We start from the raw sequence: 25,528 nt of genomic DNA on the forward strand, positions 1-25,528 counted from the left end.
GGGTACGGCGGCGAGGGCGAGGCTGCAAGCCTGGCGTCACTCGTCGCGTCCTTCGAGCATGGTGCGCTTGAGCATCACATAGACCGCACCTGTGCCGCCATGGCGGGCCTGGCAGGAGGTGAAGCCGAGCACCTGCGGGTGCTGGCGCAGCCAAGTGTTGACGTGGCTCTTGATCATCGGCCGCTTGCCGTCCAGGCGCGCAGCCTTGCCGTGGGTGACGCGCACGCAGCGCACTTCGAGCTTGGTGGCCTCGGCGATGAAATCCCAAAGGGTCTCGCGGGCTTTTTCCACGGTCATGCCGTGCAGGTCCAGGCTGCCTTCGAAGGCGATCTGGCCGAGTTTGAGCTTGCGGATCTGGCTTTCCTGTACGCCGTCACGGCGCCACATCAGTTCGTCCTCGGCGCCGACGTCGATGACGAACTGGTCGGACATGCCATCGACCACGAGGGGTTGGTCGCTGTGCACGGTCGCGGCCATGCGCAGGCCGGCCAGCTTCTTGCGGTCGGCCTTGGGTTTGCCGACATCGGCGCGGTCGTGCTTGATCGGCTTCACGCCGCGCATCTGGGCGCTGAAGAGGGAAAAATCGTCGTCTTGCATGGTGCCTCCACGTAGGGGGCATATTTTACGTGAGTGGGCGGTGTTGTGTCGCCTGTTGGCCTTTTCGCGCCGAACCGATCCGCCAGGTACAGCGACACCCTTTGAAACGTGAACGCAGATGTCGGAGGAAGCGGCTAGCAGCACACGCTGCTAATCGTGCTTTTTCATCAGGTGCGGCGAGAGGTTCAACCCATGCCCGCGGCGCAGGCGAATCCGGCTGCGGCGCCAGAAGCGCACGCCCAGGTAGAGCAATAGCAAACCGACCACCACCAGGATCACCGACAGTGGGCGGTTGGCATTGAGTTCGGCCAGGGCGCTGTAGTTGCCCAGAAGGCCTGCGACGCCGGCCATGGCCAGCAGCACGCCGAGGGTGGCCACCAGGGCGGACAGGCCGGCGGCCAGGCGCGCACCCCAGTTGCGCGGTTCGCGCTGGCGCAGGCGTTTGGCGTCGAAACTGCCTTTGAGCTTCATTCCGATTTCCTCTGTAGGTATCCGGAATTCGACCTAGGGTCGGCCCTGGGGTTCCACCCGTCTGCCGGGCGGTCGTGGCTCAGATCAGGCTGGCGGTCGGGGCGACGCAGGCGAAGTTGTCGGCCATCACGGCCATTTCACACTGATGAATCTGCGCAGCCGGAATGACCGTGTCCTTGAACGCCAGGTCGCGGGTGGTGGAGGCATCGGCGACCAAGGTGCAACGATAACCATAGTCCTTGGCGCGGCGAACGGTGGTGCTGACGCTCGAATGGCTCATGAAACCGCAGACGATGAGATCCAGATGGCCCAGCTCCTGCAGCGTTTCGTGCAGCTTGGTGTTCTTGAAGGCGTTGGGCATGCGCTTTTCGATGATGATCTCACCCTCGCGAGGCTCCAGCCCCGGGATGAACTCGCCGCGGCTACCCTGCGGGTCGAACAGGCCACCGACGGTGCCCAGGTGGCGTACATGGATGATCGGACGGCCGGCCTTGCGCGCGGCGTCGAGCAACCGGGCGATGTTGGCCACGGCCTCGTCCATGCCCGACAGCGCCAGGGGACCGCTGAGGTACTCCTTTTGCGCATCGATGACAATCAGGCTGGCTTGGCCCAGCTTGGCCGGCGGATAGTCGCGGCCGCTGAGGCGGAACATCGTGGTTGGAACGGACATCAAGGGCTCCTTGGGTAGGGCTTTTGTATACCTATTCTCCCTTGCCTCGGCGCCAATGTGAATGGTTGACATTGCAGACAGCATGGTTACTGGCCTCTGGCTACCGACCGGGCAATCGAAGGGAACATTTGTGTCGGTGGGCTGTTAGACTTTTGTCCTGTCTTAAAAGGAGTCACCCGTGATCACATCCCGCCTGCGCACCCTGCGCGACCATATCCGCTGGGCGGTCAGCCGCTTCCATGAGCACGACCTGTTCTTCGGCCACGGTGCCGACAACGCTTGGGACGAAGCCCGCCTGCTGGTGCTGGGTGCCGTGCACCTGCCGTGGGAGGTGGCCGACAGCTACCTGGACTGCCAGCTGGAAGATGACGAGCGCGTGCGCCTGCAGCACCTGCTCAAGCGCCGAATCGAAGAGCGGGTGCCCACCGCCTACCTACTGGGCGAGGCGTGGTTCTGCGGCATGTCGTTCGTGGTCGATGAGCGTGTGTTGGTGCCGCGCTCGCCCATCGGCGAACTGATCGAAAAACGCTTCGAGCCCTGGCTGGCCACGCCGCCTGCGCGCATCCTTGACTTGTGCACCGGCTCCGGCTGCATCGGCATCGTCGCCGCCGACGTGTTCCCCGAGGCCGAGGTGGTGCTGGCCGACCTGTCCTTCGATGCCTTGGAAGTCGCCAACCACAACATCGAGCGCCATGGCCTGGAAGAGCGTGTATACACCGTGCAGGGTGATGGCTTCGCCGGCCTGCCCGGGCAGCGCTTCGATCTGATTCTGTCCAACCCGCCGTATGTCGACGCCGAAGATTTCGCCGACATGCCGGCCGAGTATCACCACGAGCCCGAGCTGGGCCTGGCCTGTGGCAACGATGGCCTGGACCTGGTGCGGCGCATGCTCGCCGAGGCGGCTGACCACCTGAATGAAAAAGGGCTGCTGATCGTCGAGGTGGGTAACAGCCAGGTGCATGTCCAGGCGCTGTATCCAGAGGTGGACTTCGCTTGGCTGGAGTTCGAGCGGGGTGGGCATGGCGTGTTCATGCTGACTGCCGAGCAGTGCCGTCAGCACCAGGAGCTGTTCCGCTCCCGCGTCTGATCAAGACAGAGGGCTGCGCTGCAGCCCTTTTCGCGGGTAAACCCGCGAAAAGGGCGCCACGTCTCTAGCGCGTGGCGATCCAGATCAGCAGTCCCGCCTGGAACACGGCAAACGCCACCAGGCACGTGATGGTAAAGCGCAGGCCGCTGTCTTCGCGGCGGTACTTGGCGACCCGTTCATCCCGCTCGCGCAACTGCGCCTGCTTCTCCAGCAGCTGTTGCTCGGCCTGTTGCAGCATTCCGGCAGCCTCGAGGATGTCGACGCGCTGGACCTTTTCATTGTTCCAGCCGCCCTTGAGCTGGCCTACCGTGGTATCCACGGTGCGCCCCTTGAGCAGTTGTCCGCCTTCGTATTCCACCTCAAGCCCTGCACTGCGCAGTACATGGTCGCGGCGCAGGCGGTTGTCTTCGTTCAGGGCATCCTTGCTGGGCAGGGCTACGCCTTCGACTTGGTAGTTCGACCAACGCTGTTGCAGCCACTGCACCGCCTGTCCCAGGAGGAACCGCCCCAGGCCGCGGTTCGCCGGCTCGAGCTGCAAGCCACCGTCACCGCCGATACGCACCTGGCGCTGTTCGTGATCGACACGGATGTCCAGCTGGTTCTGCTCTTTGCGCACTTTCTGACCTGGCAGGCGGATTTCCAGCCGCAGCAGGCTGTGCGTCTTGCTATGCCGCTCGGCATGGCCGAACTCGACGAAACGCAGCGGACGGGCGCCGCTGTTGCGGTCGGTGGGCAGGGCTGCCAGGCGCAGCAGTTGGAAGTGTTCAGGGGCCAGGTCTTCCCATGGCAGCGGAGCGCTTGCTGGGGCTTGTGGCTCTTCGTCCGCCTCAACGGCGGCGGGGGCGTCGGTCATCGGAAGTGTCCTCGAATGCACGGCGGGCAGGACGGTGGAAAGGGGCTGATGCGTTGCCCAATCGCGAGGCAATGCCACTCCTACATTCAATCAGTGGGAGCGGGTTTGTCCGCAATGGAGCGCAAACGGCCTCAAAAACACCGATCACTGCCTCGATCAACCGGTTATCGGCAGCAACGGAGACTTCCTGAGGACAATCTAGGCCGGCGGCAGCTGGCGAATGAACGCCACGATCCGCTCACCCAGTTCACGGGCCAGCGGCAGCCCCGGGTTGCGGTAGCTGTCGCGCTGCTGGCTCATGTCCCGAGGGGTGATACGCAGCATGTGGTTCATGCCATCGATCAGGGCCAACTGCGCGTCGGGCTTGGCGGCCTTGAGGCGTTCGGCGTCGGCGACGTCCACCTGCACGTCGTTGCGGCCCTGGATGATCAAGGCGGGCATCGGCAGACGAGCGAACGCTGCTGCCGGGTCCTGGCGCAGCAACGAGATCAGGTAAGGCTGCACGCTCGGGCGAAACACATCGCGCAGCGGCGCCGGCACATCCAGAGAGGTCTGTCCGGCCTGCAGGCGGTCGATCAGCGCATTGCCGCGCGCCAGTTCTGCCGGCGGCAGGCGCTGGGCCAATTGTTCGCGCAGCACCTCTGCCACGGGGCGACCGCTGCCGGCCACGGTGATCACCGCGCTGGCGCCGGCCTGTTGAGCGGCCAGCGTCGCAATCAGCGCGCCTTCGCTGTGGCCAAGCAGGATCAGCGGACCGAAGCGTGGGTCAGCCCTGAGTTTGCGGCCCCAGGCCACGGTGTCGGCCACGTAGCGCTCGACGCTCAGGTCCCGCTCATCGGGCGTGGCCGGTTGGCTTGCGGCAACGCCGCGCTTGTCGAAACGCACGCTGGCGATGTGCTCGCCGGCCAGCAGCAGGGCCAGACGCTTGAGGTTGTCCAGGCGACCACTGGCGGGGTTGTTGCCGTCGCGGTCGGTGGGGCCGGAGCCGGCAATGATCAGCACTACCGGCGGCGGGGTGGCTTGTTGCGGCAGCAGCAGGCTGCCATGGAGCACGCCCTGGCCGGTGTCCAGGTCGATGGGGCGTTGCAGTACGGTCGGGGCGGCGGCCTGGGCGAGGCCTGAGCACAGCAGCAGAAGCAGGGCGGCGAGGCGCAACATCATAGGGCTACTACTTGGTGGGATGTCGGTTGGACCGGGTGGCTGACCGAAGGTTCTCTCATGCCCCTTCGCCGATGAACCCACTCCCCTAGGTTTGAGCGTGATCGAAGGGGCTGAACCGACCACCCGAATAAAGGGAATTTCCGTATACTGCCCGCCTCCCTCACATTCAGGCAGATTCGCGGAGCGTCCATGTCCGGCAATACCTACGGCAAGCTGTTCACTGTCACCACCGCAGGCGAAAGCCACGGCCCGGCGTTGGTCGCCATTGTCGATGGATGCCCTCCGGGTCTGGAAATCTCCCTGGCCGATCTGCAGCACGACCTGGATCGCCGCAAGCCGGGCACCAGCCGGCACACTACCCAGCGCCAGGAACCGGATGAGGTCGAAATCCTCTCGGGTGTGTTCGAAGGTCGTACCACCGGCTGTTCCATCGGTCTGCTGATCCGCAACACCGACCAAAAATCCAAGGACTATTCGGCGATCAAGGACCTGTTCCGCCCAGCCCACGCCGACTACACCTACCACCATAAATACGGCATCCGCGACTACCGCGGCGGCGGCCGCAGTTCGGCCCGCGAGACCGCCATGCGCGTGGCTGCCGGCGCCATCGCCAAGAAGTACCTGGCCACCCAAGGCATCCGCGTGCGTGGCTACATGAGCCAGCTGGGCCCGATCGAAATCCCGTTCAAGACCTGGGAGTCGGTCGAGCACAACGCCTTCTTCAGCCCTGATCCTGACAAAGTGCCGGAGCTGGAGGCCTACATGGACCAGTTGCGCCGTGACCAGGATTCGGTCGGCGCGAAGATCACCGTGGTCGCCGAGGGCGTGATGCCTGGCCTGGGCGAGCCGATCTTCGACCGCCTGGACGCGGAGCTTGCCCATGCTTTGATGAGCATCAACGCCGTCAAGGGCGTGGAGATCGGCGCCGGTTTCGCCAGTGTCGCCCAGCGTGGCACCGAGCACCGCGATGAGCTGACGCCTGAGGGCTTCCTGAGCAACAACGCAGGCGGCATCCTGGGCGGAATCTCTTCCGGGCAGCCGATCGTCGCCCACCTGGCGCTCAAACCGACGTCGAGCATTACCACCCCGGGCCGCTCCATCGATGTCGACGGCAACCCGGTCGAGGTCATCACCAAGGGCCGTCACGACCCGTGCGTGGGCATCCGTGCCACGCCGATCGCCGAGGCGATGATGGCTATCGTGCTGATGGATCACCTGCTGCGCCACCGTGCGCAGAACGCCGATGTGAAGGTGAATACCCCGGTGCTGGGCCAGCGCTGATTCGTCCGCACGGGTCACTTCGCGAGTAAACCCGCTCCTAGAGGACTACCGCAGGTCCTGTGGGAGCGGTCCCCCGTGAAGGAGCCGGCACAGGCAACCAAAGGCCCCGCCCATGCCCCCGATTCCCTACTGGCGCCTGTCCAGCTTCTACCTCTTTTACTTCGCCTTGCTCGGCTCCACCGCGCCGTTCCTGGCGTTGTACTTCGACCATTTGGGCTTTTCGCCGGCACGCATCGGCGAACTGGTGGCCATTCCCATGCTGATGCGCTGCATCGCACCCAACCTGTGGGGCTGGCTGGGGGATCGCAGCGGCCAACGGTTGCTGATCGTGCGCCTGGGCGCTTTGTCGACTCTGGCCACCTTCTCGCTGATCTTCATCGACAAAAGCTACGCCTGGCTGGCACTGGTGATGGCGCTCCATGCGTTCTTCTGGCATGCGGTGCTTCCGCAGTTCGAGGTGATCACCCTGGCGCACCTGCACGGGCAAACCTCGCGCTACAGCCAGGTGCGCCTGTGGGGCTCGATCGGTTTCATCCTCACCGTGGTCGGCCTGGGACGGCTGTTCGAGTGGCTAAGCCTGGATATCTACCCGGTGGCGTTGGTGACCATCATGGCCGGGATTTTCATCGCGAGCCTCTGGGTGCCCAATGCCCAGCCGGTGGAGCATGCCGAGCGCAAGGGGGCAGGGGGCTTCCTGCGGCAACTGGCGGCGCCGGGTGTAATGGCGTTCTATGTGTGCGTGGCGCTGATGCAGCTCAGCCACGGCCCTTACTACACCTTCCTCACCCTGCACCTGGAACATCTGGGCTACACCCGTGGCGCCATTGGTTTGCTGTGGGCGCTGGGGGTGGTGGCCGAAGTGCTGGTATTCATGGCCATGAGTCGAATCTTCGCCCGGGTTTCAGTGCGCCATGTGCTATTGGCGAGCTTCCTGCTGGCAGCGCTGCGTTGGCTGTTGCTGGGGAATCTTGCGGATATTCCAGCGGTGCTGGTGTTTGCCCAGCTGCTGCATGCGGCGACCTTCGGCTGTTTCCATGCCGCAGCCATTGCCTTCGTCCAAGGTAGCTTCGGCGCGCGTCAGCAAGGGCAGGGGCAGGCGTTGTATGCGGCCTTGTCTGGCACCGGCGGTGCCCTGGGCGCACTCTATTCGGGCTACAGCTGGAAACTGCTGGGCCCGTCCTTCACCTTTGGTATGGCCAGCGTCGCGGCGCTCGCGGCAGCCGTTATCATTGCCCTTTGTTCGAAACAGACCAGGACCAGCCCCTGATGAGCATTCTCAGCGTTTTCCATCTCTACACCCCCGAGTTGCCGAACAAGGTGCTGACCCACCACGACGATATCGCCGCCACCCTCGCCGAGCAGGGTGTGCGCCTGGAGCGCCGTACCGATGAGCTGCGCATCCGCCCGGGCACAGCTCATGAGCAAGTGTTGGCCGAATGTCATGGGCTGTTGGACCAGCTGATGACCACACATGGCAGCGTCGCGTTCGGGCTGCTCAACCGCGATGGCCTTGACCCGAGCCAGGCTGACCTTCGCGATGAGCATGTGCACGAAGCGGTTGAAGTGTTTGCCGTGATTGGCGGACGCGGACAGGTCAGCTTGCGCCTGGGCGACTACGTGTATGCGGTGTTGTGCGAGAAGGGCGACGTGTTGGTGATTCCCGCCGGCGTGCGCCGTTGGGTGGACTTGGGGGACAACCCGTTCTGCCTGGCGTTGCGCCTGTTTGGCAGCGAATTGGGGATGCAGCCGCAGTTCACCGGCGATTCGACGGCCCGGCAGTTTGCCGGCATGGATGAGCTTTGAGGTACGTTTTTCACGGATAAGCCGCCCCCACAGCCACTCCACCGCCTTTGGAACGATGGAACACCTGTGGGAGCGGGTTTACCCGCGAAAGTCGCGCCGCATCAGCGATAGGTCGGCAGGGCAAAACGCTGCTGGCTCTGCAACATCGAGATCACTGGAAGCTCACTGGCCTGTTCGGCCAAGTCGCGGCGGATGGCGCTGATCGCCCAGGACAACTGCTCGGCGCTGTGCAACTGTGCGTAGGTCAATGCACGGCGAGTCACCTTGCCATCGGCTGCCCGCAGGGTCAGCTGGATACCGCCGTCGGGGCGAGGCTGGGTTTCGACTTGATAGGCGCAGAATACCGAGGCGAACTTTTCCTGGATGAGGTCCATATCTCAACTCCTGACTGTTGTATGGGCAGACGTGAGTTGAGTGTTGCAGTGACCGTGCCATCCTCGCCGATTTGAAAAATACCTTTAAAATCAATGAGTTATGAATAAATGAAATTTGGGCAACCGTGCATTTCGCATGGTCGTGCATTTTGCACAGTGCAATTTGCAAGAGTCATAAGGTTTGTCTTTCGAGCCGATAGAATCTGAACCTTTGACCGCCTGGCAGTGCCTGACGAAGACTTGGGCTCTTTTCTTGCCAGGAGGTTCCAGATGTCCGACCAACAGCCCACCGCCATGACTGACGAAGAGACGGCCGCATTTGCCGAAGAAGTCTTCGAGCGTGCCCGGCGCGGCGATGCGCCGATGCTCGAGCGCCTGCTGCAGAGCGGTCTGCCCGCCAACTTGCGCAATCACAAGGGCGACACCTTGCTGATGCTGGCCAGCTACCATGGCCACATCGACGCGGTGCGTGTGCTGCTGGCCCATGGCGCCGACCCGCTGATCGCCAACGACAACGGTCAACTGCCCATCGCGGGAGCCGCATTCAAGGGTGACCTGGCCATGATCCGCTTGCTGATCGAACATGGCGTGCCAGTGGATGCCGCCGCCGAGGACGGTCGTACCGCCCTGATGCTCGCGGCGATGTTCAACCGCAGCGAGATACTCGAGTTCTTGTTGGCTCAAGGTGCCGATCCTGCACGCCAGGATGCCCGTGGCGCCACTGCCTTGGTCGCCGCCCAGACCATGGGCGCACCGGACACTGCCGCGCGCCTGCAGACGCTGGCCGGCTAACCCTCAGGGGGCATTTGCGGCTATCCTTGGCGACTTTTTCGCCAGCGCAGGGGCCCCCCATGAAAAACCAGTTGTCCGAACTCATCAGCCTCATCGGCGCCGGCTGCATGCGCGAGCAAGACATCGAGCGCATCGCCGACGAAGCAGCCCAGGCCTACGCCGATCCCGCCGCCTTCCTGGCCGCCAACCCAGACATCAACTACGACGACAGCTTCCCCATCCCACTGGGTGAATGGGTGGTGGTCGGCAGCCTGCCGGACACCGTGCTGTTCCAGGCCGATAGCTACCAAGAGCTGTTCGAACGCATCACCGACTCATTCGACAAGAGTGTGCCGTTCAACCTCAAGCCCAAGCAGCTGGCGCGCACCGAGCCGCTGACCGCGCTCAATCGCATCCAGGTCCAGATGGGGGCCCTGAACAAGGAGGCCGGCGGTTATGTGCTGGTCAACTTCAGCCAGTTGCTCGATGACGAGTTGCAGATGGTGATGGTGGGGCAGAACGACCTGGCCCGAGTGCTGGAGTTGGGCGCTGAGGTGGGGATCAAGGTCGAGCCGGCGTTGGAAGCATTGAAGGTCGCTGTTCACGTCTGATGGGCTGCTCGTTCGCGGGTGGTCCCGCTTCCGCAGGTATCGATGCGGACCTGCCGGGAGCGGGTTTACCCCTGATGAGGCGGTAGCGTCAGCCCAACGCGGTATCGAGGAACATCATCACCGCGAATCCGCCCATCAGGCCCAGGGTTGCCGACGTTTGGTGCCCATTGCGGTGGGTTTCGGGAATCACTTCATGGGACACCACGAAGATCATCGCACCCGCCGCCAAGCCCATGCTCACCGGATACGCCAGTGCGAAGCCGGTAGAGATACCCAGGCCAATCACCGCACCCAGCGGCTCCATCAGGCCGGAGCCGACCGCCACCAGCGCCGCCTTGAGGTTCGACAGGCCTGTCGCGCGCAGAGCCAGGGCCACGGCCAGGCCTTCGGGGATGTCCTGGATGGCAATCGCGCTGGTCAGCGGCAGGCCGATGTTCATGTCGCCGTTGGCGAAGCTCACGCCAATGGCCATGCCTTCGGGCAGGTTATGCAGGGTGATCGCCAGCACGAACAACCACACCCGGTTGATGCGCTCCGCCTCTGGGCCGCAAGGACCAGTGCTTTCATGTTCGTGCGGGGTGAAGCGATCAAGGCCAAGCATCAACAGCACACCCAATCCCATCCCCAGCACCACGGTGAAGGCCGCTGCCGGGCCATTGCCGGTGATTTCCCGGGCAGCGTCCAGGCCTGGCAGGATCAACGAGAAGGAACTGGCCGCGAGCATCATCCCGGCGGCAAAGCCGAGCATCACGTCCTGGCTGCGCGTGCTGACATCGCGCAGCACCACTGCCAGCACCGCGCCCAGGGCTGTGGCGCCGAACCCTGACAGCCCACCCAGCAGCGCCAAGTGCAGGTTGTCGGCATGGTCGCCATGGATCGCATTCCACAGGCTGGCCGCGAGCAGGCCGAGCACGACCAACAGGCTCAGGCCCAGGCCGGCGCTGAGCCATGGGGTGGTCGCGGCTTGTTGCCGCCAGGCGTTGAACAGCGAGGCGGGAGCAGGACTTTCAGGGGCGTGGGCAGGGGGCATGCGGACCTCGTGACAATGTATGAACGCAGTCTAGCCATTGACCTATTCCAGCGGCCAAGCATTCCATTCTATCGACGCAATAGCCGGCTATGCTTGGCAGCAAATCTTTTGCCAGGAGCAGTCGCATGGGGTCCACCTTCAACAGCCTTGTCGGGCTCATCATTCTCGCCCTGGACATCTGGGCGATTCTTCACGTGCTCAAGAGCGGCGCCGAGGTGGGCATCAAGGTGCTCTGGATCTTGTTGATCGTATTGCTGCCGGTGATCGGGCTGATCATTTGGGCCATCGCCGGGCCCAGGGGCAACCTGAAATTCTGAAGGCAGCGGTACCAATCCGGCCCATTGGCAGGTTTATCCGCCAATGGGCCCGCTAGACACCGCAAACGCCGGCTCGTGACGAAATTTTCACACTGGATTATCGAAAATCCGCGCCGCACAATGCTGCGTTGGCCCAATAGCCGTGCTTTGATGGCCGGGCCCTTCAGGTAGCAGGGCGATTTCGCCTTTCCGCAAACCCGCAATCCTAGGATCCCCTCATTCATGGCTAACACGGATGCCTTGAAGCAACGGGCCGTGCCGGCTCCGTTCGCGCCGACCCTCAAATCGCACCTGGCCTATACGCTGCTCAGCGGCCTGGTGATCATGCTGATGCTGAGCCTGGTTCGCCTGGCGTTGCTGGTCTACAACAGCGACATGATCGGCGACACCCCATCTTCCACCGTCGCCGAAGGATTCCTCAACGGCCTGCGCTTCGACCTGCGGGTGGTGGTGTACCTGAGCATTCCGCTGTTGCTGGCGTTGCTCAGCCCTTGGGCGATGGCCCGTCGCGGGTTCTTCCGCCTTTGGCTGACCTTGACGTCCAGCGTGGTGATGTTCCTTGGCCTGATGGAAATGGACTTCTACCGCGAGTTCCACCAGCGCCTGAACGGCCTGGTGTTCCAGTACATCAAGGAAGACCCCAAGACCGTCCTGAGCATGCTGTGGTACGGTTTCCCAGTCGTGCGCTACCTGCTGGCCTGGCTGTTCGGGACCTGGCTGCTGAGCCTGCTGTTCAAGGGTATCGACCGCCTGACCCGCAGTGGCGGAGCCTCCCAGAGCCTGGCTCCACGTCGGATCGCCCCTTGGTACCACCGCCTGGCAGTGTTCATGGTGGTACTGCTGGTAGCCGTCGTGGCTGCCCGTGGCACCCTGCGCCAGGGCCCGCCGATGCGTTGGGGGGATGCCTTCACCACCGACTCGAACTTCGTCAACCAGCTTGGCCTGAACGGCACCTTGACCCTGATCGACGCGGCCAAGAGCCGTTTCGGTGAAGACCGTGCCAATATCTGGAAGCCCACCGTCGAGCAGGACGTGGCCACGCAAACCGTGCGTGATCTGTTGCTGACCCCTCACGACACCTTGGTCGATGCCGACGAAGCGGCTGTGCGCCGTGACTTCCAGCCGCCCGCTGACCGCACCCTGCCGGTCAAGAACGTTGTCGTGATCCTCATGGAAAGCTTCGCCGGTCATTCGGTGGGCGCCCTCGGCAGCCCGAATAACATCACGCCGTACTTCGACAAGCTGGCCAAGGAAGGCCTGCTGTTCGACCGTTTCTTCTCAAACGGCACCCACACCCACCAGGGCATGTTCGCCACCATGGCGTGCTTCCCGAACCTGCCTGGTTTCGAATACCTGATGCAGACCCCGGAAGGGGGGCACAAGCTGTCTGGCCTGCCAGCGCTGCTGAGCGCTCGTGACTACGACGATGTCTACGTCTACAACGGGGATTTCGCCTGGGACAACCAGTCCGGTTTCTTCGGCAACCAGGGTATGACCACTTTCATTGGCCGTAACGATTTCGTCGATCCGGTGTTCTCCGACCCGACGTGGGGCGTGTCCGACCAGGACATGTTCGACCGGGGCAACGAGGAATTGGCCAAGCACGATGGCAAAAAGCCGATCTACGCGCTGCTGCAGACGCTCTCCAACCACACCCCGTATGCACTGCCCAAGGACCTGCCGGTCGAGAAGGTCACAGGCCAGGGCCGCCTGGACGAACACCTCACGGCCATGCGCTATTCCGACTGGGCACTTGGCCAGTTCTTCGAGAAGGCGCGCAAGGAGCCGTACTTCAAGGACACCCTGTTCGTCATCGTCGGCGACCATGGCTTCGGCAACCAGCAACAGGTCACCGAGCTGGACCTGGGCCGCTTCAACGTGCCGTTGCTGTTGATCGCCCCGGGGATCCAGGAGAAGTTCGGTGCGGTCAACCACACCGTGGGTACCCAGGTCGACATCGTGCCGACCATCATGGGCCGCCTGGGTGGCCAGACCCGCCACCAGTGCTGGGGCCGTGACCTGCTGAACCTGCCTGAGGGCGACCCGGGCGTGGGCATCATCAAGCCGTCGGGCAGCGAGCAGATCGTTGGCTTGGTCAAGGGTGACCGCATCCTCATCGAGTCCAAGGACATGACCCCGCGCCTGTATCGCTACCAGCTGGGTCGCGAGTTCAAGGCCGAGCTGATCGAGAGCCCCGACCAGCCTGAGCTGCTGAAGAACCTCGAGTCCTACATCCAGACGGCGACCAAGAGCCTGATGGACAACACCGCCGGTGTCGTCCATGGCGTGCCCAAGGACTGACGCCCTCGCGCGCTCCCTCCCACAGGTGATGGCCAAGCCTTCACTTGTGGGGCGGGCTTTCCCACCACTGCGGTGAACTGAACAAACGCCCTCGTCGACGGTCAAGGATACTGGCAGCACATACCCGGTATTCTTTGATTGAGAGGACAATTCAATGAAAGAGTGGGAAGTCACCTTCGTCGACCAGAATGGCGTACAGAGCTCACTGCTCTACAACGGCGATCAACGCCCAAGCGATGAGCAAGCCGCCCGCCTGATCCGCTCGCATTTGTTCCCGGTCATCGATGAACTTGACCTCAATGACTTCCAGGACCGCAGTCCATTCCCCACCGTGCGCTGGCTCAAGGAGCAGAGCGGCGTCTCCATCACACGCATCGAAGAAAGGCCCTGAACGCGCTGCGCTGGCGTTGTGAGCCAGCAGGCACTACGCTCAGACGAGGCCCGGATCTTTCTGCGGATCCGCGTCGGCTCCATTCGCGTCTCTCATTAGCTCGATCTGCCAGGCACTCGATTGTGCAAAGCAGGTGCGTTGTGCACGGAAAGTCTATCCATTGCGTTTGTAGGAGGACGTTTCATGAGCAGCCAGAACGACGATATCAGCAGCAATGTCCTTCGCCAGATGAAAGCTGGCGGTTTCGACTTCACCCGAATCCATCCCATCGAGTTCTATGCGGTGTTCCCTGACGAGGCTGGTGCCCGGCGTGCGGCCGGACAGTTCCGCGGTGAATCCCTCAATGCCCAGGTACGTGAGCTGGACGACGGCGCTTGGCACCTGGAGCTGAGCAAAATCATGTACGCCACCTACCGAGGGATCGGGGCCTTCGAGGAGGCCTTCGAGCAGGTCGTCTCGCCCTTTGGGGGCGAGGTCGAGGGATGGGGCGTGAAGCAGGAGCGGCCAGTCGCCTGAATACCCTGGGCCTGGGGCCGCTGTGCGGCCCTTTGCAGGCTGCGCCGGCGGCACAACCTTTCAAGGCTTGCGCTTGGCCATGTGCGCCAGGTAGGCGATCAATGCGTCGAGCTCTTGCTCGCTCAGCACGTTTTCGGCAAACCCTGGCATTTTCGCCTGGGGCCACTGCCGTAGGCTTTGCGGATCACGAATGTAGCGGCGCAAAAAGCCCGGCTGGAAGTACTCGGTGGGGTTGTGGGGCACGTTCAAGTCTGGTCCGAACTGGGCATCGCCTGCGCCATTGAGGCGGTGGCACGCCAGGCAGTTCTGCTGGAAGAGGGCAAAGCCGTGGCGTACCGGATCGTTCGCTGCGAGCGTGGGGTCGGGCAGTAGGGCAGGGAAGCGCTCCTGCACCGGTGCCAGGCGACGAATCGTGGTGATCTGGAACGGCCATTGCTCTGGGCGGATGTTCCCGGCTTGAGGGTCGGTCCACACCAGGTAGAACGGCCCGGCACCCGGTTTGCCGTTGCCCAGCGCCGGCCAGGGTTTGGCCGGGTCTTCCACGGCCAGCCAGGCCCGTGCGGGGCCGGCCTGGAGCAAGGGCGCGGCAGGCATTTCGGCGGCGAAGCCATCCAGCGCGACGGCTTGCAAATGATCGTTGGGGCCCACCCCCTCGAGCAGTGCACTCAATGGCACAGCGCGGTAGTGCATGGGGCGCTTGTAGGAGACATCCTGCTCGATACTGATGTCCTGGGCCTGTGGGTGTGCCAGCAATGCCTCGCTTTGCCACTGGCGCGCGGTATGACCGAATTCCAGATGCAATTGCGCCGCCGATAGCGGCAGACAGAACAGCAAGGTCAATAGGGCAAAGCAATTGCGCATGGGTAATCTCCAACCTTGAGTGGTCGGCAGATTACCTGTGCAATGCCAACAATGGCCACGGCTGCGTTTATCCGAACAAGCGTGTCAGGTTCGGCAGGATGAGCAGCAAGGTCGTGGCGAAGAGAATGAGCCCGGCTTGGCGTACTTTCGATTGTCTGAACATGGCGGACCGCCTTCTTGTTGTTATTCCTGAATAGCCCTTGGCTTCCTTGTCTTGCTTCGGGTCGATCGCAACGGCGCTCGGTGACGCCGGTCGTGCATGCCTCGTGTGTCTGGATATACAACCAACAGTAGGGTGTGCGTTATCCATGTTTGAGAACCCTTTGTTCTATTGGCAGATTCGTTGATTTCTTTCGTTTATGAGGCCAAGGGCTATCACGCTGGCATCCTCTGGCTAGACAGGTGCGGCATGAACGAGCGCCCCGGCGAAATTAGTGACCGTTCGTCAGTGCATCCTACTTGCTTGTAGGTAGGTTTCGCGTCAGTCTCTACAGCAAAAATCCCACACACGTCGTTCAGGACTATCCCTATGTCGTTACGCATCTGCATCCTGGAAACCGATGTCCTGCGACCGGAGTTGACCGCGCAGTATCAGGGCTACGGAAGGATGTTCGAGCAGCTGTTCTCGCGTCAGCCGATCGCAGCGCAGTTTCACGTCTATAACGTGATGAACGGCGAGTACCCTCCCGAGGGCGAAACCTTCGATGCGTACCTGGTGACCGGCAGCAAGGCGGACTCGTTCGGCTCCGATCCGTGGATCCAGACGCTCAAGGCCTACCTGCTCAAGCTCTACGAGCGTGGCGAGAAGCTACTGGGTGTGTGTTTCGGCCATCAGGTGCTGGCGCTGGTGCTCGGCGGCAAGACCGCGCGGGCCGATCAGGGCTGGGGCCTGGGTATCCACCGTTATTCCTTGGCGGCCCATGCGCCGTGGATGGATCCTGAAGTGTCCGAACTGACCCTGCTGATCAGTCACCAAGACCAGGTTACCGAGCTGCCTGAGGGCGCTACGGTCATCGCCTCCAGCGATTTCTGCCCCAATGCGGCCTACCACATCCGCGACCAGGTGCTGTGCTTCCAAGGGCATCCGGAGTTCGTCCATGACTACTCACGCGCCTTGCTCGACGCGCGCCAGGATGTGTTGGGCGAAGAGGTCTACCGGCGAGCGATCGCCAGCCTGGAGCAAGACCACCAGGGCGATCTGGTCGGCAAGTGGATGCTGCGGTTCATCGGGCATTCGGACAAGGCCAAGGAAAACGCGGCATAAAGAGCCCTGTGGGGGCCGCTTTGCGGCCTCTCACAGGCTTCAAAGCAGCTCGAAGATCGGCCCGTGCGGCATACGGCTACAGCCAGCCCGAGCGCTTGAAGCTTGCGTACAGCGCACTGCATCCCACGCCAATCACGCCTAGAACCCCAAAGTACCCGTAATGCCAGCCAAGCTCCGGCATGTTCTGGAAGTTCATCCCGTAGATGCCTGCAATGGCGGTGGGGAACGCCAGGATCGCCGCCCAGGCAGCGAACTTTCGCTGCACGATGCTCTGGCGTGACGACTCCAGCAGCATGCCGATCTCGATAGTCTGACTGGCGATGTCGCGGATACTGGCTAGATCTTCCATCTGCCGAGTGACGTGGATCTGCACGTCCCTAAAGTACGGGCGCATGTTCTTGTCGATGAAGGGAAAGTTCAGGCGCTGCAGCTCCTCGCTGACCTCGACCATCGGCGCCACGTAGCGGCGCAGGCGCAGGATGTCCCGGCGCAGGCTGTGCAGGCGCTGGATGTCCTCTTCTTGGAGCGAATTGCTCAGCACGCTCTGTTCCAGCTCCTCGATCTCGCCGTGGATGGCCTCGCTGACCGGCTGGTAGTTCTCGGTGACGAAGTCGAGCAAGGCGTAGAGCACGAAATCTTCGCCATGCTCGAGCAACAGCGGGCGCGCCTCGCAGCGTTGGCGCACCAAGGCATAGGATTTGGAATGGCCGTTGCGGCAGGTAATGATGTAGCCGTTGCCGGCGAAGATGTGCGTCTCGATGAACTCCAGCTTGCCTTCATGGCGCACCGGGGAATAGGTGACGATGAACAGGGCGTCGCCAAAGGTCTCGAGCTTGGGGCGGCTGTGCTTTTCCAGGGCGTCTTCGATGGCCAGTTCATGCAGGCCGAACTGGCGCTGCAGGTTGGCCAGCTCTTCGGCATTGGGCTCTTCCAGGCCGATCCAGACGAAGTGCCCTGGCTTGCGGGCCCACTCGCTGCCCTCGTCGATACTGATATTGGTGACCTTCCTGCCGGCGCTGTACACCGCCGATGCCACGACTCGCCCCATGGTTGTCCGCTTCTTCGGTTGAACACCCGATACAGCTTGGGCTCAGTCACGTCATAGAGCAACCATCGCCTGTGTCGCTGAGGGCGTCGAGCGCATTGCCGAGCGAATCAGCTTTGCGCCAGCTCGCCCTCCATGCGGTCGATGCACTGCTGCATCTGCGTGCGGCATTGCTCGATCAGTACCGGCAGATCCTGCTGGCTCAGGCCGGCAGTAGCGATCGGTGGCAGCGAGCGCACGATCACTGTGCGCTGGCGCCAGCTGTTCAGGCCCAGGCGCTTGGAGTAGCGACTGACGCATACCGGCACGATGGGCACACCGGCCTCGACGGCCATGTGGAACGCGCCTTTCTTGAAGGCCAGCAAGTGCTCGCCGGGGTTGCGGGTGCCCTCGGGGAAGATCCAGATCGAGGTGTCGTTACGCAAGATGCGGGTGGTCACCTGCATGGCCTTGCGCGCCTGGTAGGCATTCTTGCGATCCACCAGCACGTTACCGCCGAGCCAGAACAGCTGGCCGAACAGGGGGATCCAGCCCAGGCTCTTCTTGCCGATGGCCACGGTGCGTTGCGGTACCACTTGGCCGAGGATGAACAGGTCGAAGTTGGACTGATGATTGGCAACGATGACGCAGCCGGGTGGTTGGTCCCACAACGGGCCGACCTCGGCCTTGACCTTGATCCGCATCAGCCAGGCGGCAGGCAGGCTGTAGAGGCGGGCGAACAGGCGGCTGTTATCGGGGTTGAACGGCCGGCACAGGCCGATGACCAGACCCGCCACGCCGACGAACAGAAAATGCAGCGCCAGAAGGAGCATGCGGAGCATATAGAGCATGGGACGACTCACACACCAGACAGTCGCGGCGCAGTGTACGGGTGTGCACTGCCTGGGGCAAACCTTTGGGTGTTGTGTCATGGCAAAGCCCGCGGCTAGAGGCGCGCGGGCTCGCGTTTGTGAAAGGCGCTGTCGACTCAACCCATTTGTTGCTGGTCCAGCAATATGGCGTTGTCCAACGTCTCGAGCAGGTCTTTGCGCACCTTCAGCTTGGTGTTTTTATGCGCCAGCATGTTGATCTTCTTCAACTCGCGGGCGGCAGCCAGGGCAGCCTCCTGCAGTTGTTCAGCGGGCACCACTTTGTCGAGGAAGCCTGCATCCACCGCGGCATGCGGGTCGAACACTTCGGCATTGATCACCGCACGATGGAAGGCCGAACGGCGTAGACGGTCACGGGCCAGCTCGATGCCGGCGTGGTGCATGGTCATGCCGATCTGCACTTCGTTCAGGCAGATCTTGTAGGGGCCTTCGACACCGATACGGTAGTCCCCTGACAACAACAGGAACGCGCCCTTGGCCACGGCGTTGCCCGGGCAGGCGACCACCACCGGGAAGGGGTGGCTGAGCAGGCGACGGCTCAGGGTGGAGCCCAAGGTGACCAGGCCGACGGCTTCCTTCGGGCCGCTGGTCATCACCTTGAGGTCGTAGCCGCCGGAGAGAATGCCCGGCTGGCCGGTGATGATCACCACGGCGCGCTCTTGCACGGCGCGGTCCAAGGCGGCATTGAAGGCGGCGATGAGATCCGGCGAGATGGCATTGACCTTGCCGTTGTTCAGGGTCAGGGTGGCGATGCCGTCTTCGGCATGGTAGGTAATCAGCTCGCTCATGACAGAGTCCTTTGGGTGACGTGGCGACGACGGTACCCAGCGACGCCGGTCAGGTAAAGCGATAAGGCTGACCGGTCGGTCAGCGTCTGGGCCGCGCCCCTTGCCGCGACGGGGCAGGGGCAACATGGGCTGTAAAAGCACTGGCCAGATTGGCAGCATTGCCCTGGCAGGCCCGTTGTTTTGGCCAATTGGCTTAAGCGCATGAAAATTCTGAAAAAAATACTTGCCAAAGGAAAAGGCTTCTACTAAATTAGCGCGCCTCGACAGGCTGAACTGCTTGAAGAGATCCGGTGAAGTGTCCGAGTGGTCGAAGGAGCACGCCTGGAAAGTGTGTATACGAGAAATCGTATCAAGGGTTCAAATCCCTTCTTCACCGCCACATTCCACAAGAAGCCCCCGCGCAGAAATGCCGGGGGCTTTTTGTTTGTTCGTCTTTTGGCTCAGGGCTGCTGTGCAACCCGTCCTGTCCTGCAATGGGGCTGCCAGGCAGCCCCTGATCTCTCAGAAGCTGACCGAAGCCGACAGTCGCGCTGTGCGTGGTGCGCCCTGGAATAGGTAGTTGTCGCCCAGGTAGTTCCCCACATCCCGCCAGTAGCGTTTGTCGAAGACGTTATCCACCGTCAGGCGCAGCACAGTCTCATAGCCGCCGATGCGAGTGCGATAGCGGCTGCCGAGATCGAACACCGTATAGCCACCCACCTCCACGTTCCCCGCCTGGCTTGCATACTTGCTGGCGCTGTAGCGGGCGCCGCCGAGCAGGGCCAGGCCTGGGACCGGCAGGCTGTAATCGGCCTGCAGTGCGGCGCGCAGACGCGGGACGTTGATCGCCTGGTGCCCTTCGTAGTCATCGGTGCCACTGTTCTGCACCCGGGCATGAATCGCCGCAGCGCTGGCCTGGATTTGCAGGCGCGAGGTCACCCAGCCGCTGGCACCCAGTTCCAGGCCGGTATTCTTCTGCTGGCCTTGCTGCACATAGGTGAAGCCGCCGTTTTCCGGGCGTGCGTATTGATAGGCCTGGCGGATCTGGAACAGCGCGGCGCTGAAGCTCATGCCCTGCCAGTCATGCTTGATGCCCAGCTCCGTCTGGTGCGACAGAGTGGGGGCGAGGATTTCAGAGGCATTGCTGGCGAACCAGGGCGCGGTACCGCCGGCGGACAGGCCTTTCGAGTAGCTCGCGTAGAGCGTGGTGTCCGGCTGCGGCTTGTAGATGAGCGCGGCGTTGGGCAGCAGCTGGTATTGCTGGGTATGGCGACCGGCATCGCCGTTCTCGTTCCAGGTTTTTTCGTCCAGACGCACTTCGCGGGCACCGATGACGCTTTGCCACCGTTCGTTGAAGGTGATCGTGTCGTTGATGAATAAACCGTATTGGCGGCTGTCCAGGCGGCGTTCGCTGGAACCGACGGGAGCGGTGGCCGGAGGGACTGCAGGTACATCTTCGTTGATGTTGCCGCTTCCGACGCCAATGTTGTAGTAAGGGCGTTGATCCAAGGTGCGACGCTGTGCACTGGTTCCCACCGTCAGCTCATGACCCACGCCCAGGGCGTCGAAGCGGCCATTGAGCATGGCCTGTGCTTCGTCGATGCGACGGGTGTCGTCCGGGCTTCGGAAGTCATAGATGTCGTAGTCGCCTTCGGGGCTGAAATAATTGGGTACCGCGGCACTTGCACAACTGGCTGCGCCGTAGCAACCCCAGGCGAATGCGCTGTAATCATCGATCACTACCTTGCTGCGCGAGGCGCTCAGGGTGCCGCTCCAGGCATCGCTGAAGCGGTACTCGAACCGCCCACCCACGTTCAGCGAGTCGTTCTGCACAGGCTTGGCCCAACGCTGATAGGCCAGATGGTCGTCAGGGTCCACGCCATGGGGCACTTCGGTACCGCCCAGCAGTTGATACCCTGGAACCGACAGTTGCTCGCGATGTTGGTACTCGGCATCGAGTTGCAAGATGGCATCGGGGTTGATCTGCCAGTCGAACGCCAGGGAGGCGAAATCGCGCTTGCCGTCGGCATGCTCCACGTAGGAGCGGATGTCTTCATGGGCCAGGTTGGCGCGCAGGCCAAACTGGCGCTCGCTGCCGAACCAGCCCCCGAGGTCGGTGGCCAGGTAGCGCTCGCCTTGCTCGTTGGTCGATACGCTGACGCTGCGCACGTCCTCCGGGCGCTTGGTCACGTAGTTGATAAGGCCGCCAGGCGCCGACACACCGCTCTGCAGGCCCGACAACCCCTTGAGCAGTTCCACTTGCTGCTTGTTCTCCAGAGCCACGTTCTGCTCGCCAGCGATGGTCTGACCGTTGATGCGGTAGCTGCTGGCAGCGTTGAGCTCGAAACCCCGCACATTGAAGTTCTCGTAATAGCCGACCGGGGCGTAGCTTTCACCGACCGAAGCATCGCTTTGCAGCACTTCGCTGAGCGTGCGGACCTGGCGATCATCCAACAACTGGCGACTGAACACGCTGACCGAGGCTGGTGTGTCGAGCAGCGGGCCTGGTTGCAAGCCGCCGACCTGGGCTTCGCGAGCCTGATAACCCTCGTCGCCGTAAACCTCCGATACGCGCAGCGGCGCCAAGGTCACGCTGTCATCGGCTAGCCCCTGGGCGCTGTGCAGGGCAAGGCCCAGGCCAAGCAGGCTGAGGGGCAGACGAGGGCGAAGCGGGGTCATGCAGGGCTCCTTGAAGGCTGGGCGCGGGGGGGGCGCAGATGCCGGGATGTCAGACAGGATGGGCGCCGTCGGCGTTGCGTCGGACGGGCAAAAGGGCGCCATGGTAGCAGGCGCGAACGCCCCAGGCGCCAGCATTTCGCAGGCACCTGGGGACTGAAACGATTGGGTGAAGAAAAAAGATCAGCGAGCGGCGGAGCGCTGATGTTTTCGCCAGTTGTCGTCGATCTTCGACCAGGTCTTGCCGTCGGTAATGGCCATCAGTTTGCGGCCGTCCTTGAAGGTGGCCAGGAAGGTAGCCTCTTCATCCTTGCCGCCTAGCCAGAGCCCGGCAAGCAGGCCGACGGGCCCTGCTACCAAGGCACCGGCCACTCCCCAGCCGATGGCGCTGCCCAGGCTGCGACTGGGCTCGAGGCTGGCGAGCCTGAGGTCCTTGATGCGTGTGAGGGAAATCCGCTCGCCTGGGGATGGGCTGCGCGGGGTCTTGAGTGTGAGCGATCCATTGCGATACTCGCCTTCACCTTGCAAGAAATCGCCGGATTGCACCGTGAGTCTTGTCATTGTGTCGTCCTGTCCGGGAAAGGGCTTTGACCAGCGCCTACTGAGCGCTGTGGCGCTCGGCAAGTCAACGGGCAGGCGACGGAGGGTTGGTGGCGCACTGCCGCAGGATTTTTGCTGTAGCCCACGGGCAGGTACAACGATGTTCGTCTGCGCCGGCTCTTTCGCGGTTAACCCCCCACAAGGCTTGCGTAGGCCCGATGGGAGCGGGTTTACCCGCGAAAGATCAGACCGTCACGCCGACTGCATGGCCAGCTTGCGCTTGCGTTCGGCCAGCGCCCATACCACCAGGGCCAGTGTGCCGATGACCAGGCCGGCCACGACGATCCCCATCCAGCCCTGGCGTTGGAACAACTGGGTGCCCAGCAACGAGCCCAGCGCACCACCGATGAAGTAGCAGGTGATGTACCCGGCGTTGAGCCGTGTGCGGGCTTCTGGGCGCAAAGCGATCACCGCGTTCTGGTTGCTGACGTGTATCAGCTGCACCGCAAGGTCCAGTACCAGCACTCCGATCAGCAACGCCATCAGCGAGCTCTGGGCAAAGCCCAGCGGCACCCACGACAGCAGCAGGGCGACCAGCCCGACGGTAGTGCCCAGCGAGCCCTGGCCACGGTCGGCCAGGCGTCCGGCCCAATTGGCCGACAATGCACCGGCCGCCCCCGCCAGACCGAACAGGCCGATCACGGCATCGGAGTACTGGTAAGGCTCACGGGCCAGGAGGAAGGCCAAAGGGGTCCAGAACAAGGCGAACAGACTGAACGCCAGCAGGCCCAGCAGCGAACGCAGGCGCAGTACCGGTTCTTCGACGAACAGGCGGAACACCGATCCGATCAGGGCCGGGTACTTGAGTCCCGCGTGGGAGTGGTGCTGCGGCAGGCTGCGATACAGGGCGATGGCGGTCACCGCCATCAATACCGCGGCCAGTACATAGATGCTGCGCCAGCCGCCGATCTCTGCCATGAACCCTGCGGCAGTACGTGCCAGAAGAATGCCCAGCAGTAGCCCGCTCATCAGCGTGCCCACGGCGCGGCCGCGTTGCTCTGGGGCGCTAAGGGTGGCGGCCATGGGCACCAGCACTTGGGCCACCACTGAGAACAGTCCGGTCAGCGCCGTGCCGAGCAACAGCCAGGGCAGGCTCGGCGCGCAGGCGCTGATCACCAGGCCCAAGGTGGCGATGGCGACCATGCACACGATCAAGCGGCGCTGTTCGAACAGGTCGCCGAGCGGCGCCAGCAGCAACAGGCCAGCCCCGTAGCTGAGCTGGGCGGCGATGACGATGGTCCCGGCGCTGGCAGTGTCCAGGCCAAATTGTTCGGCGATGCTGTGTAGCAGCGGTTGGGCGTAGTAGTTGCTGGCCACGGCCAGGCCGGTGGCGGTGGCCATCAGCAGGATCAAGGCGCGGCTCAGGGAGGGGGTGTTCATGGTTGCTCTCATTGCGGGCAATCGGAGGTGAAGGCAAGTATCGGGAAGTGCACGGCATGACGCCAATGTATAGTTTTCAACTTATCTATCTCTAAAACAGATCAATCATGAACTTCAAGCAGCTCGAATATGCCTTGGCCGTGGCCGACACCGGCAGTTTCACCCGCGCGGCCGAGCGCTGCCATGTCGTGCAGTCGGCACTCAGCCATCAGGTGGCCCGGCTGGAGGCGCAACTGGGGGTGAACCTGTTCGAGCGAAGTTCGCGGCGGGTGCGGCTCACGCCAGCCGGTGAGGCCTTCGTGCGCAGTGCGCGGCCGGCGGTGGAAGCGGCGCTGCGCATTCCAGAGGACGTCGCGGCGGCCTGCGGCCAGGTGCGAGGACGCTTGGCGATCGGTGAAATCAGTTCGCTCACGGCGCTCGATCTGGTTGATCTGCTGGCGGTGTTTCACCAGCGCTACCCAGACGTGGACATCCGCTGGTTGACCGCCAAGAGCGAATGGCTGGTGGCCGATGTCAATGAGCGGCGCCTGGATGTCGGCTTCATCGGCCTGTGGCAGGGCGAGACGTTGCAGGGCGTGCAGCATCGTTTGCTGGCCCGTGAGGCCTTGGTGGCGGTACTGCATCCGGATCATCCTTTGGCAAATCGTGGGCAACTGGCCCTGGCAGCGCTCTCGGACCAAGTGTTGGTAGACTTTCCCGAAGGGACCGGTGCGCGCCGGCAGACCGATGAGGCGTTCCTGGCAGCGGGTGTGCAGCGTCGGGTGCAGTTTGAGATCGGTCATATCCGCCTGGTGGAAAAATTCGTCCAGCGCGGCATGGCCGTGGGCTTGGTCCCCGAGCGCATCGCCCAGGGTTTTCAAGGCGTGGCCATGGCGTACCTGGACGAGGCGCCTGTGCGTCACTTGTACGCGGTGTGGTCGAGCAGCCCGACGCCGGCGGCGCGGGCGTTCCTCGAGTTGCTCCAGGCGCATCTGCAGCCACTGTGAGATGTCGCCTCTTCGCGGGCAAATCCGAGAAGAGGCGACACGACTCAGGCGGCAAAGCCGCCGTCGGCCGTCAGGCTTGCGCCGGTGATATAACCGGCTTCAGGGCCAGCCAGGTAGGCAACGAAGCTGGCGATCTCTTCGACTTTCCCGTAGCGCCCGATGGCCATCAGTGGGATCAGGCTGTCGGCGAACTCGCCCGACGCCGGGTTCATGTCGGTGTCCACCGGCCCGGGCTGCACGTTGTTCACGGTAATGCCCTGTGGGCCCAGGTCGCGAGCCATACCCCGGGTCAGGCCGACCAGTGCCGATTTGCTCATGGCATAGGGCGCGCCGCCTGCGAACGGCATGCGCTCGGCGTTGGTGCTGCCGATGTTGATGATCCGTCCGCCTTGGCCCATATGACGTGCCGCCGCCTGGCTGGCGACGAACACGCTGCGCACGTTGATGGCCAGCATACGGTCGAACTCGGCCAGGTCGAACTCGGTCACCGGCGCCACGGCGAGCACGCCGGCGTTGTTCACCAGGATGTCGAGGCGGCCAAAGGCTTCGACGGTCGCCTGCACGGCCTGCTGCACGGCGGCGGCATCGGCGCTGTCGGCGCGCAGCGCCAGTGCCTGGCCGCCTTCGGCGTGGATGTCGGCAACCAACGTGGCAGCGGTCTCGGTAGCGCTGACATAGGTGAAGGCGACCTTGGCGCCTTCCTTGGCCAGGCGGCGGACGATCGCCGCGCCGATGCCGCGAGAACCGCCCTGGACCAGAGCTACCTTGCCGTTGAGGTTGAATGTGTTGGACATGCTGATCTCCTGCTTCTAAGCAAGGCCCGATGCCTTGGATGGACGCAGTATC

At 63.1% G+C, this 25,528-nt stretch carries 27 protein-coding genes and 1 tRNA gene; 13 read left to right on the plus strand and 15 right to left on the minus strand.

Translation table 11 applies throughout. The features are described from left to right. Positions 1-36: 36 nt before the first annotated feature. The 3 genes from BLS27_RS06220 to BLS27_RS06230 all read right to left on the minus strand — a co-directional run bounded on the left by BLS27_RS06220 (position 37) and on the right by BLS27_RS06230 (position 1,738). On the minus strand, positions 37-597 hold the full coding sequence (locus tag BLS27_RS06220) for a Smr/MutS family protein (RefSeq protein WP_043209758.1): 561 nt from the start codon (positions 595-597) through the stop codon (positions 37-39). A 150-nt stretch (positions 598-747) separates the two neighbouring features. After that, complete coding sequence (locus BLS27_RS06225) at positions 748-1,068, minus strand: hypothetical protein (protein ID WP_043209760.1); 321 nt, start codon at positions 1,066-1,068, stop codon at positions 748-750. A 79-nt stretch (positions 1,069-1,147) separates the two neighbouring features. Continuing rightward, entirely contained in the window at positions 1,148-1,738 is a 591-nt protein-coding gene (locus BLS27_RS06230; RefSeq protein WP_043209762.1) for a cysteine hydrolase family protein, read from the minus strand. A 178-nt stretch (positions 1,739-1,916) separates the two neighbouring features. Here BLS27_RS06230 and prmB point away from each other — a divergent pair, with 178 nt between their 5' ends. Next, positions 1,917-2,825 carry a 50S ribosomal protein L3 N(5)-glutamine methyltransferase gene (gene prmB / locus BLS27_RS06235; RefSeq protein ID WP_090343736.1) on the plus strand — a complete coding sequence of 303 codons (909 nt, stop codon included), beginning with the start codon at positions 1,917-1,919 and terminating at the stop codon, positions 2,823-2,825. 64 nt (positions 2,826-2,889) lie between these two features. Here the strand turns inward: prmB and BLS27_RS06240 are convergent, their stop codons facing one another. Both BLS27_RS06240 and BLS27_RS06245 read right to left on the minus strand, forming a co-directional pair. Then, positions 2,890-3,678: a hypothetical protein gene (locus BLS27_RS06240; protein ID WP_043209769.1), complete on the minus strand. Its 789-nt coding sequence runs from the start codon at positions 3,676-3,678 to the stop codon at positions 2,890-2,892. A gap of 198 nt (positions 3,679-3,876) precedes the next feature. Then, positions 3,877-4,839, minus strand: a complete 963-nt coding sequence (locus tag BLS27_RS06245) for an alpha/beta hydrolase (protein WP_090343738.1) — start codon at positions 4,837-4,839, stop codon at positions 3,877-3,879. 189 nt (positions 4,840-5,028) lie between these two features. On the opposite strand from BLS27_RS06245, the gene aroC reads away from it, so the two are divergent. The 3 genes from aroC to BLS27_RS06260 all read left to right on the plus strand — a co-directional run bounded on the left by aroC (position 5,029) and on the right by BLS27_RS06260 (position 7,923). Further along, positions 5,029-6,120, plus strand: coding sequence for a chorismate synthase (gene aroC / locus BLS27_RS06250; protein WP_043209772.1), 1,092 nt, complete (start codon positions 5,029-5,031; stop codon positions 6,118-6,120). 112 nt (positions 6,121-6,232) lie between these two features. Further along, positions 6,233-7,387, plus strand: a complete 1,155-nt coding sequence (locus BLS27_RS06255) for an MFS transporter (RefSeq protein ID WP_043209775.1) — start codon at positions 6,233-6,235, stop codon at positions 7,385-7,387. Next, positions 7,387-7,923, plus strand: a complete 537-nt coding sequence (locus BLS27_RS06260) for an oxidase (RefSeq protein ID WP_090343740.1) — start codon at positions 7,387-7,389, stop codon at positions 7,921-7,923. Before BLS27_RS06255 ends, BLS27_RS06260 begins: the two co-directional genes overlap by 1 nt. A gap of 101 nt (positions 7,924-8,024) precedes the next feature. On the opposite strand, the gene BLS27_RS06265 is transcribed toward BLS27_RS06260, so the two are convergent. Further along, the gene (locus tag BLS27_RS06265; RefSeq protein WP_043209779.1) at positions 8,025-8,297 is read right to left on the minus strand and encodes a DUF3509 domain-containing protein; all 273 of its coding nucleotides are present in this window, start codon (positions 8,295-8,297) and stop codon (positions 8,025-8,027) included. 270 nt (positions 8,298-8,567) lie between these two features. On the opposite strand from BLS27_RS06265, the gene BLS27_RS06270 reads away from it, so the two are divergent. Both BLS27_RS06270 and BLS27_RS06275 read left to right on the plus strand, forming a co-directional pair. Continuing rightward, a complete protein-coding gene (locus BLS27_RS06270; protein WP_090343742.1) occupies positions 8,568-9,089 on the plus strand; it encodes an ankyrin repeat domain-containing protein in 522 nt (173 codons plus the stop codon). Between the two features lie 59 nt (positions 9,090-9,148). After that, complete coding sequence (locus BLS27_RS06275) at positions 9,149-9,679, plus strand: hypothetical protein (RefSeq protein ID WP_043209784.1); 531 nt, start codon at positions 9,149-9,151, stop codon at positions 9,677-9,679. Between the two features lie 88 nt (positions 9,680-9,767). Here BLS27_RS06275 and BLS27_RS06280 read toward each other — a convergent pair whose 3' ends face one another. Further along, positions 9,768-10,709, minus strand: coding sequence for a ZIP family metal transporter (locus BLS27_RS06280; protein WP_043209787.1), 942 nt, complete (start codon positions 10,707-10,709; stop codon positions 9,768-9,770). A 125-nt stretch (positions 10,710-10,834) separates the two neighbouring features. Here BLS27_RS06280 and BLS27_RS06285 point away from each other — a divergent pair, with 125 nt between their 5' ends. The 4 genes from BLS27_RS06285 (at position 10,835) to BLS27_RS06300 (ending at position 14,234) form a co-directional block, all read left to right on the plus strand. Continuing rightward, positions 10,835-11,026, plus strand: coding sequence for a PLDc N-terminal domain-containing protein (locus BLS27_RS06285; RefSeq protein ID WP_070573200.1), 192 nt, complete (start codon positions 10,835-10,837; stop codon positions 11,024-11,026). Between the two features lie 222 nt (positions 11,027-11,248). Next, a complete protein-coding gene (locus BLS27_RS06290) occupies positions 11,249-13,327 on the plus strand; it encodes an LTA synthase family protein (protein WP_090343745.1) in 2,079 nt (692 codons plus the stop codon). A gap of 154 nt (positions 13,328-13,481) precedes the next feature. Further along, positions 13,482-13,718 carry a hypothetical protein gene (locus BLS27_RS06295; RefSeq protein WP_043209794.1) on the plus strand — a complete coding sequence of 79 codons (237 nt, stop codon included), beginning with the start codon at positions 13,482-13,484 and terminating at the stop codon, positions 13,716-13,718. A gap of 183 nt (positions 13,719-13,901) precedes the next feature. Next, a complete protein-coding gene (locus BLS27_RS06300; protein ID WP_043209796.1) occupies positions 13,902-14,234 on the plus strand; it encodes a ribonuclease E inhibitor RraB in 333 nt (110 codons plus the stop codon). Between the two features lie 60 nt (positions 14,235-14,294). Here the strand turns inward: BLS27_RS06300 and BLS27_RS06305 are convergent, their stop codons facing one another. Continuing rightward, complete coding sequence (locus BLS27_RS06305) at positions 14,295-15,095, minus strand: cytochrome c (protein ID WP_090343747.1); 801 nt, start codon at positions 15,093-15,095, stop codon at positions 14,295-14,297. Positions 15,096-15,624: 529 nt separating this feature from the next. Here BLS27_RS06305 and BLS27_RS06310 point away from each other — a divergent pair. Beyond that, entirely contained in the window at positions 15,625-16,359 is a 735-nt protein-coding gene (locus BLS27_RS06310; RefSeq protein ID WP_043209801.1) for an amidotransferase, read from the plus strand. 76 nt (positions 16,360-16,435) lie between these two features. Here BLS27_RS06310 and BLS27_RS06315 read toward each other — a convergent pair whose 3' ends face one another. The 3 genes from BLS27_RS06315 to BLS27_RS06325 form a co-directional block, all read right to left on the minus strand. Beyond that, positions 16,436-17,407 carry a magnesium and cobalt transport protein CorA gene (locus tag BLS27_RS06315; protein WP_043209804.1) on the minus strand — a complete coding sequence of 324 codons (972 nt, stop codon included), beginning with the start codon at positions 17,405-17,407 and terminating at the stop codon, positions 16,436-16,438. A gap of 107 nt (positions 17,408-17,514) precedes the next feature. Continuing rightward, positions 17,515-18,234, minus strand: a complete 720-nt coding sequence (locus tag BLS27_RS06320; protein WP_043209806.1) for a lysophospholipid acyltransferase family protein — start codon at positions 18,232-18,234, stop codon at positions 17,515-17,517. 137 nt (positions 18,235-18,371) lie between these two features. Continuing rightward, complete coding sequence (locus BLS27_RS06325; protein WP_043209808.1) at positions 18,372-19,061, minus strand: crotonase/enoyl-CoA hydratase family protein; 690 nt, start codon at positions 19,059-19,061, stop codon at positions 18,372-18,374. A 289-nt stretch (positions 19,062-19,350) separates the two neighbouring features. On the opposite strand from BLS27_RS06325, the gene BLS27_RS06330 reads away from it, so the two are divergent. Next, a tRNA-Ser gene (locus BLS27_RS06330) sits at positions 19,351-19,440 on the plus strand. A gap of 122 nt (positions 19,441-19,562) precedes the next feature. Here the strand turns inward: BLS27_RS06330 and BLS27_RS06335 are convergent. The 3 genes from BLS27_RS06335 to BLS27_RS06345 all read right to left on the minus strand — a co-directional run bounded on the left by BLS27_RS06335 (position 19,563) and on the right by BLS27_RS06345 (position 23,696). Continuing rightward, positions 19,563-21,719, minus strand: coding sequence for a TonB-dependent siderophore receptor (locus BLS27_RS06335; RefSeq protein ID WP_090343749.1), 2,157 nt, complete (start codon positions 21,717-21,719; stop codon positions 19,563-19,565). A gap of 180 nt (positions 21,720-21,899) precedes the next feature. Beyond that, complete coding sequence (locus tag BLS27_RS06340) at positions 21,900-22,277, minus strand: hypothetical protein (RefSeq protein WP_043209812.1); 378 nt, start codon at positions 22,275-22,277, stop codon at positions 21,900-21,902. A 231-nt stretch (positions 22,278-22,508) separates the two neighbouring features. Next, positions 22,509-23,696 (minus strand): MFS transporter, encoded by a 1,188-nt coding sequence (locus tag BLS27_RS06345; RefSeq protein ID WP_090343751.1) that lies wholly within the window; start codon positions 23,694-23,696, stop codon positions 22,509-22,511. Between the two features lie 107 nt (positions 23,697-23,803). On the opposite strand from BLS27_RS06345, the gene BLS27_RS06350 reads away from it, so the two are divergent. Next, positions 23,804-24,682, plus strand: a complete 879-nt coding sequence (locus BLS27_RS06350; RefSeq protein ID WP_090343753.1) for a LysR family transcriptional regulator — start codon at positions 23,804-23,806, stop codon at positions 24,680-24,682. Between the two features lie 44 nt (positions 24,683-24,726). On the opposite strand, the gene BLS27_RS06355 is transcribed toward BLS27_RS06350, so the two are convergent. Beyond that, positions 24,727-25,476, minus strand: a complete 750-nt coding sequence (locus tag BLS27_RS06355) for a 3-oxoacyl-ACP reductase family protein (RefSeq protein WP_043209818.1) — start codon at positions 25,474-25,476, stop codon at positions 24,727-24,729. Positions 25,477-25,528 lie beyond the last annotated feature (52 nt).

The organism is Pseudomonas guariconensis, assembly GCF_900102675.1.
In the GTDB taxonomy this organism is placed as follows: Bacteria; Pseudomonadota; Gammaproteobacteria; order Pseudomonadales; family Pseudomonadaceae; genus Aquipseudomonas; species Aquipseudomonas guariconensis.

What these genes read in the sequence shown, in the direction of transcription:
- BLS27_RS06320 (WP_043209806.1), bottom strand. Translation starts at nt 18,234, where the DNA reads ATGCTCTATATGCTCCGCATGCTCCTTCTGGCGCTGCATTTTCTGTTC.
- BLS27_RS06240 (WP_043209769.1), bottom strand. Translation starts at nt 3,678, where the DNA reads ATGACCGACGCCCCCGCCGCCGTTGAGGCGGACGAAGAGCCACAAGCC.
- BLS27_RS06220 (WP_043209758.1), bottom strand. Translation starts at nt 597, where the DNA reads ATGCAAGACGACGATTTTTCCCTCTTCAGCGCCCAGATGCGCGGCGTG.
- BLS27_RS06295 (WP_043209794.1), top strand. Translation starts at nt 13,482, where the DNA reads ATGAAAGAGTGGGAAGTCACCTTCGTCGACCAGAATGGCGTACAGAGC.
- aroC (WP_043209772.1), top strand. Translation starts at nt 5,029, where the DNA reads ATGTCCGGCAATACCTACGGCAAGCTGTTCACTGTCACCACCGCAGGC.
- BLS27_RS06325 (WP_043209808.1), bottom strand. Translation starts at nt 19,061, where the DNA reads ATGAGCGAGCTGATTACCTACCATGCCGAAGACGGCATCGCCACCCTG.
- BLS27_RS06350 (WP_090343753.1), top strand. Translation starts at nt 23,804, where the DNA reads ATGAACTTCAAGCAGCTCGAATATGCCTTGGCCGTGGCCGACACCGGC.
- BLS27_RS06315 (WP_043209804.1), bottom strand. Translation starts at nt 17,407, where the DNA reads ATGGGGCGAGTCGTGGCATCGGCGGTGTACAGCGCCGGCAGGAAGGTC.
- BLS27_RS06300 (WP_043209796.1), top strand. Translation starts at nt 13,902, where the DNA reads ATGAGCAGCCAGAACGACGATATCAGCAGCAATGTCCTTCGCCAGATG.
- BLS27_RS06230 (WP_043209762.1), bottom strand. Translation starts at nt 1,738, where the DNA reads ATGTCCGTTCCAACCACGATGTTCCGCCTCAGCGGCCGCGACTATCCG.
- BLS27_RS06345 (WP_090343751.1), bottom strand. Translation starts at nt 23,696, where the DNA reads ATGAACACCCCCTCCCTGAGCCGCGCCTTGATCCTGCTGATGGCCACC.
- BLS27_RS06310 (WP_043209801.1), top strand. Translation starts at nt 15,625, where the DNA reads ATGTCGTTACGCATCTGCATCCTGGAAACCGATGTCCTGCGACCGGAG.
- BLS27_RS06305 (WP_090343747.1), bottom strand. Translation starts at nt 15,095, where the DNA reads ATGCGCAATTGCTTTGCCCTATTGACCTTGCTGTTCTGTCTGCCGCTA.
- BLS27_RS06290 (WP_090343745.1), top strand. Translation starts at nt 11,249, where the DNA reads ATGGCTAACACGGATGCCTTGAAGCAACGGGCCGTGCCGGCTCCGTTC.
- BLS27_RS06225 (WP_043209760.1), bottom strand. Translation starts at nt 1,068, where the DNA reads ATGAAGCTCAAAGGCAGTTTCGACGCCAAACGCCTGCGCCAGCGCGAA.
- BLS27_RS06275 (WP_043209784.1), top strand. Translation starts at nt 9,149, where the DNA reads ATGAAAAACCAGTTGTCCGAACTCATCAGCCTCATCGGCGCCGGCTGC.
- BLS27_RS06245 (WP_090343738.1), bottom strand. Translation starts at nt 4,839, where the DNA reads ATGATGTTGCGCCTCGCCGCCCTGCTTCTGCTGCTGTGCTCAGGCCTC.
- BLS27_RS06335 (WP_090343749.1), bottom strand. Translation starts at nt 21,719, where the DNA reads ATGACCCCGCTTCGCCCTCGTCTGCCCCTCAGCCTGCTTGGCCTGGGC.
- BLS27_RS06340 (WP_043209812.1), bottom strand. Translation starts at nt 22,277, where the DNA reads ATGACAAGACTCACGGTGCAATCCGGCGATTTCTTGCAAGGTGAAGGC.
- BLS27_RS06260 (WP_090343740.1), top strand. Translation starts at nt 7,387, where the DNA reads ATGAGCATTCTCAGCGTTTTCCATCTCTACACCCCCGAGTTGCCGAAC.
- BLS27_RS06355 (WP_043209818.1), bottom strand. Translation starts at nt 25,476, where the DNA reads ATGTCCAACACATTCAACCTCAACGGCAAGGTAGCTCTGGTCCAGGGC.
- BLS27_RS06255 (WP_043209775.1), top strand. Translation starts at nt 6,233, where the DNA reads ATGCCCCCGATTCCCTACTGGCGCCTGTCCAGCTTCTACCTCTTTTAC.
- BLS27_RS06270 (WP_090343742.1), top strand. Translation starts at nt 8,568, where the DNA reads ATGTCCGACCAACAGCCCACCGCCATGACTGACGAAGAGACGGCCGCA.
- BLS27_RS06265 (WP_043209779.1), bottom strand. Translation starts at nt 8,297, where the DNA reads ATGGACCTCATCCAGGAAAAGTTCGCCTCGGTATTCTGCGCCTATCAA.
- BLS27_RS06285 (WP_070573200.1), top strand. Translation starts at nt 10,835, where the DNA reads ATGGGGTCCACCTTCAACAGCCTTGTCGGGCTCATCATTCTCGCCCTG.
- BLS27_RS06280 (WP_043209787.1), bottom strand. Translation starts at nt 10,709, where the DNA reads ATGCCCCCTGCCCACGCCCCTGAAAGTCCTGCTCCCGCCTCGCTGTTC.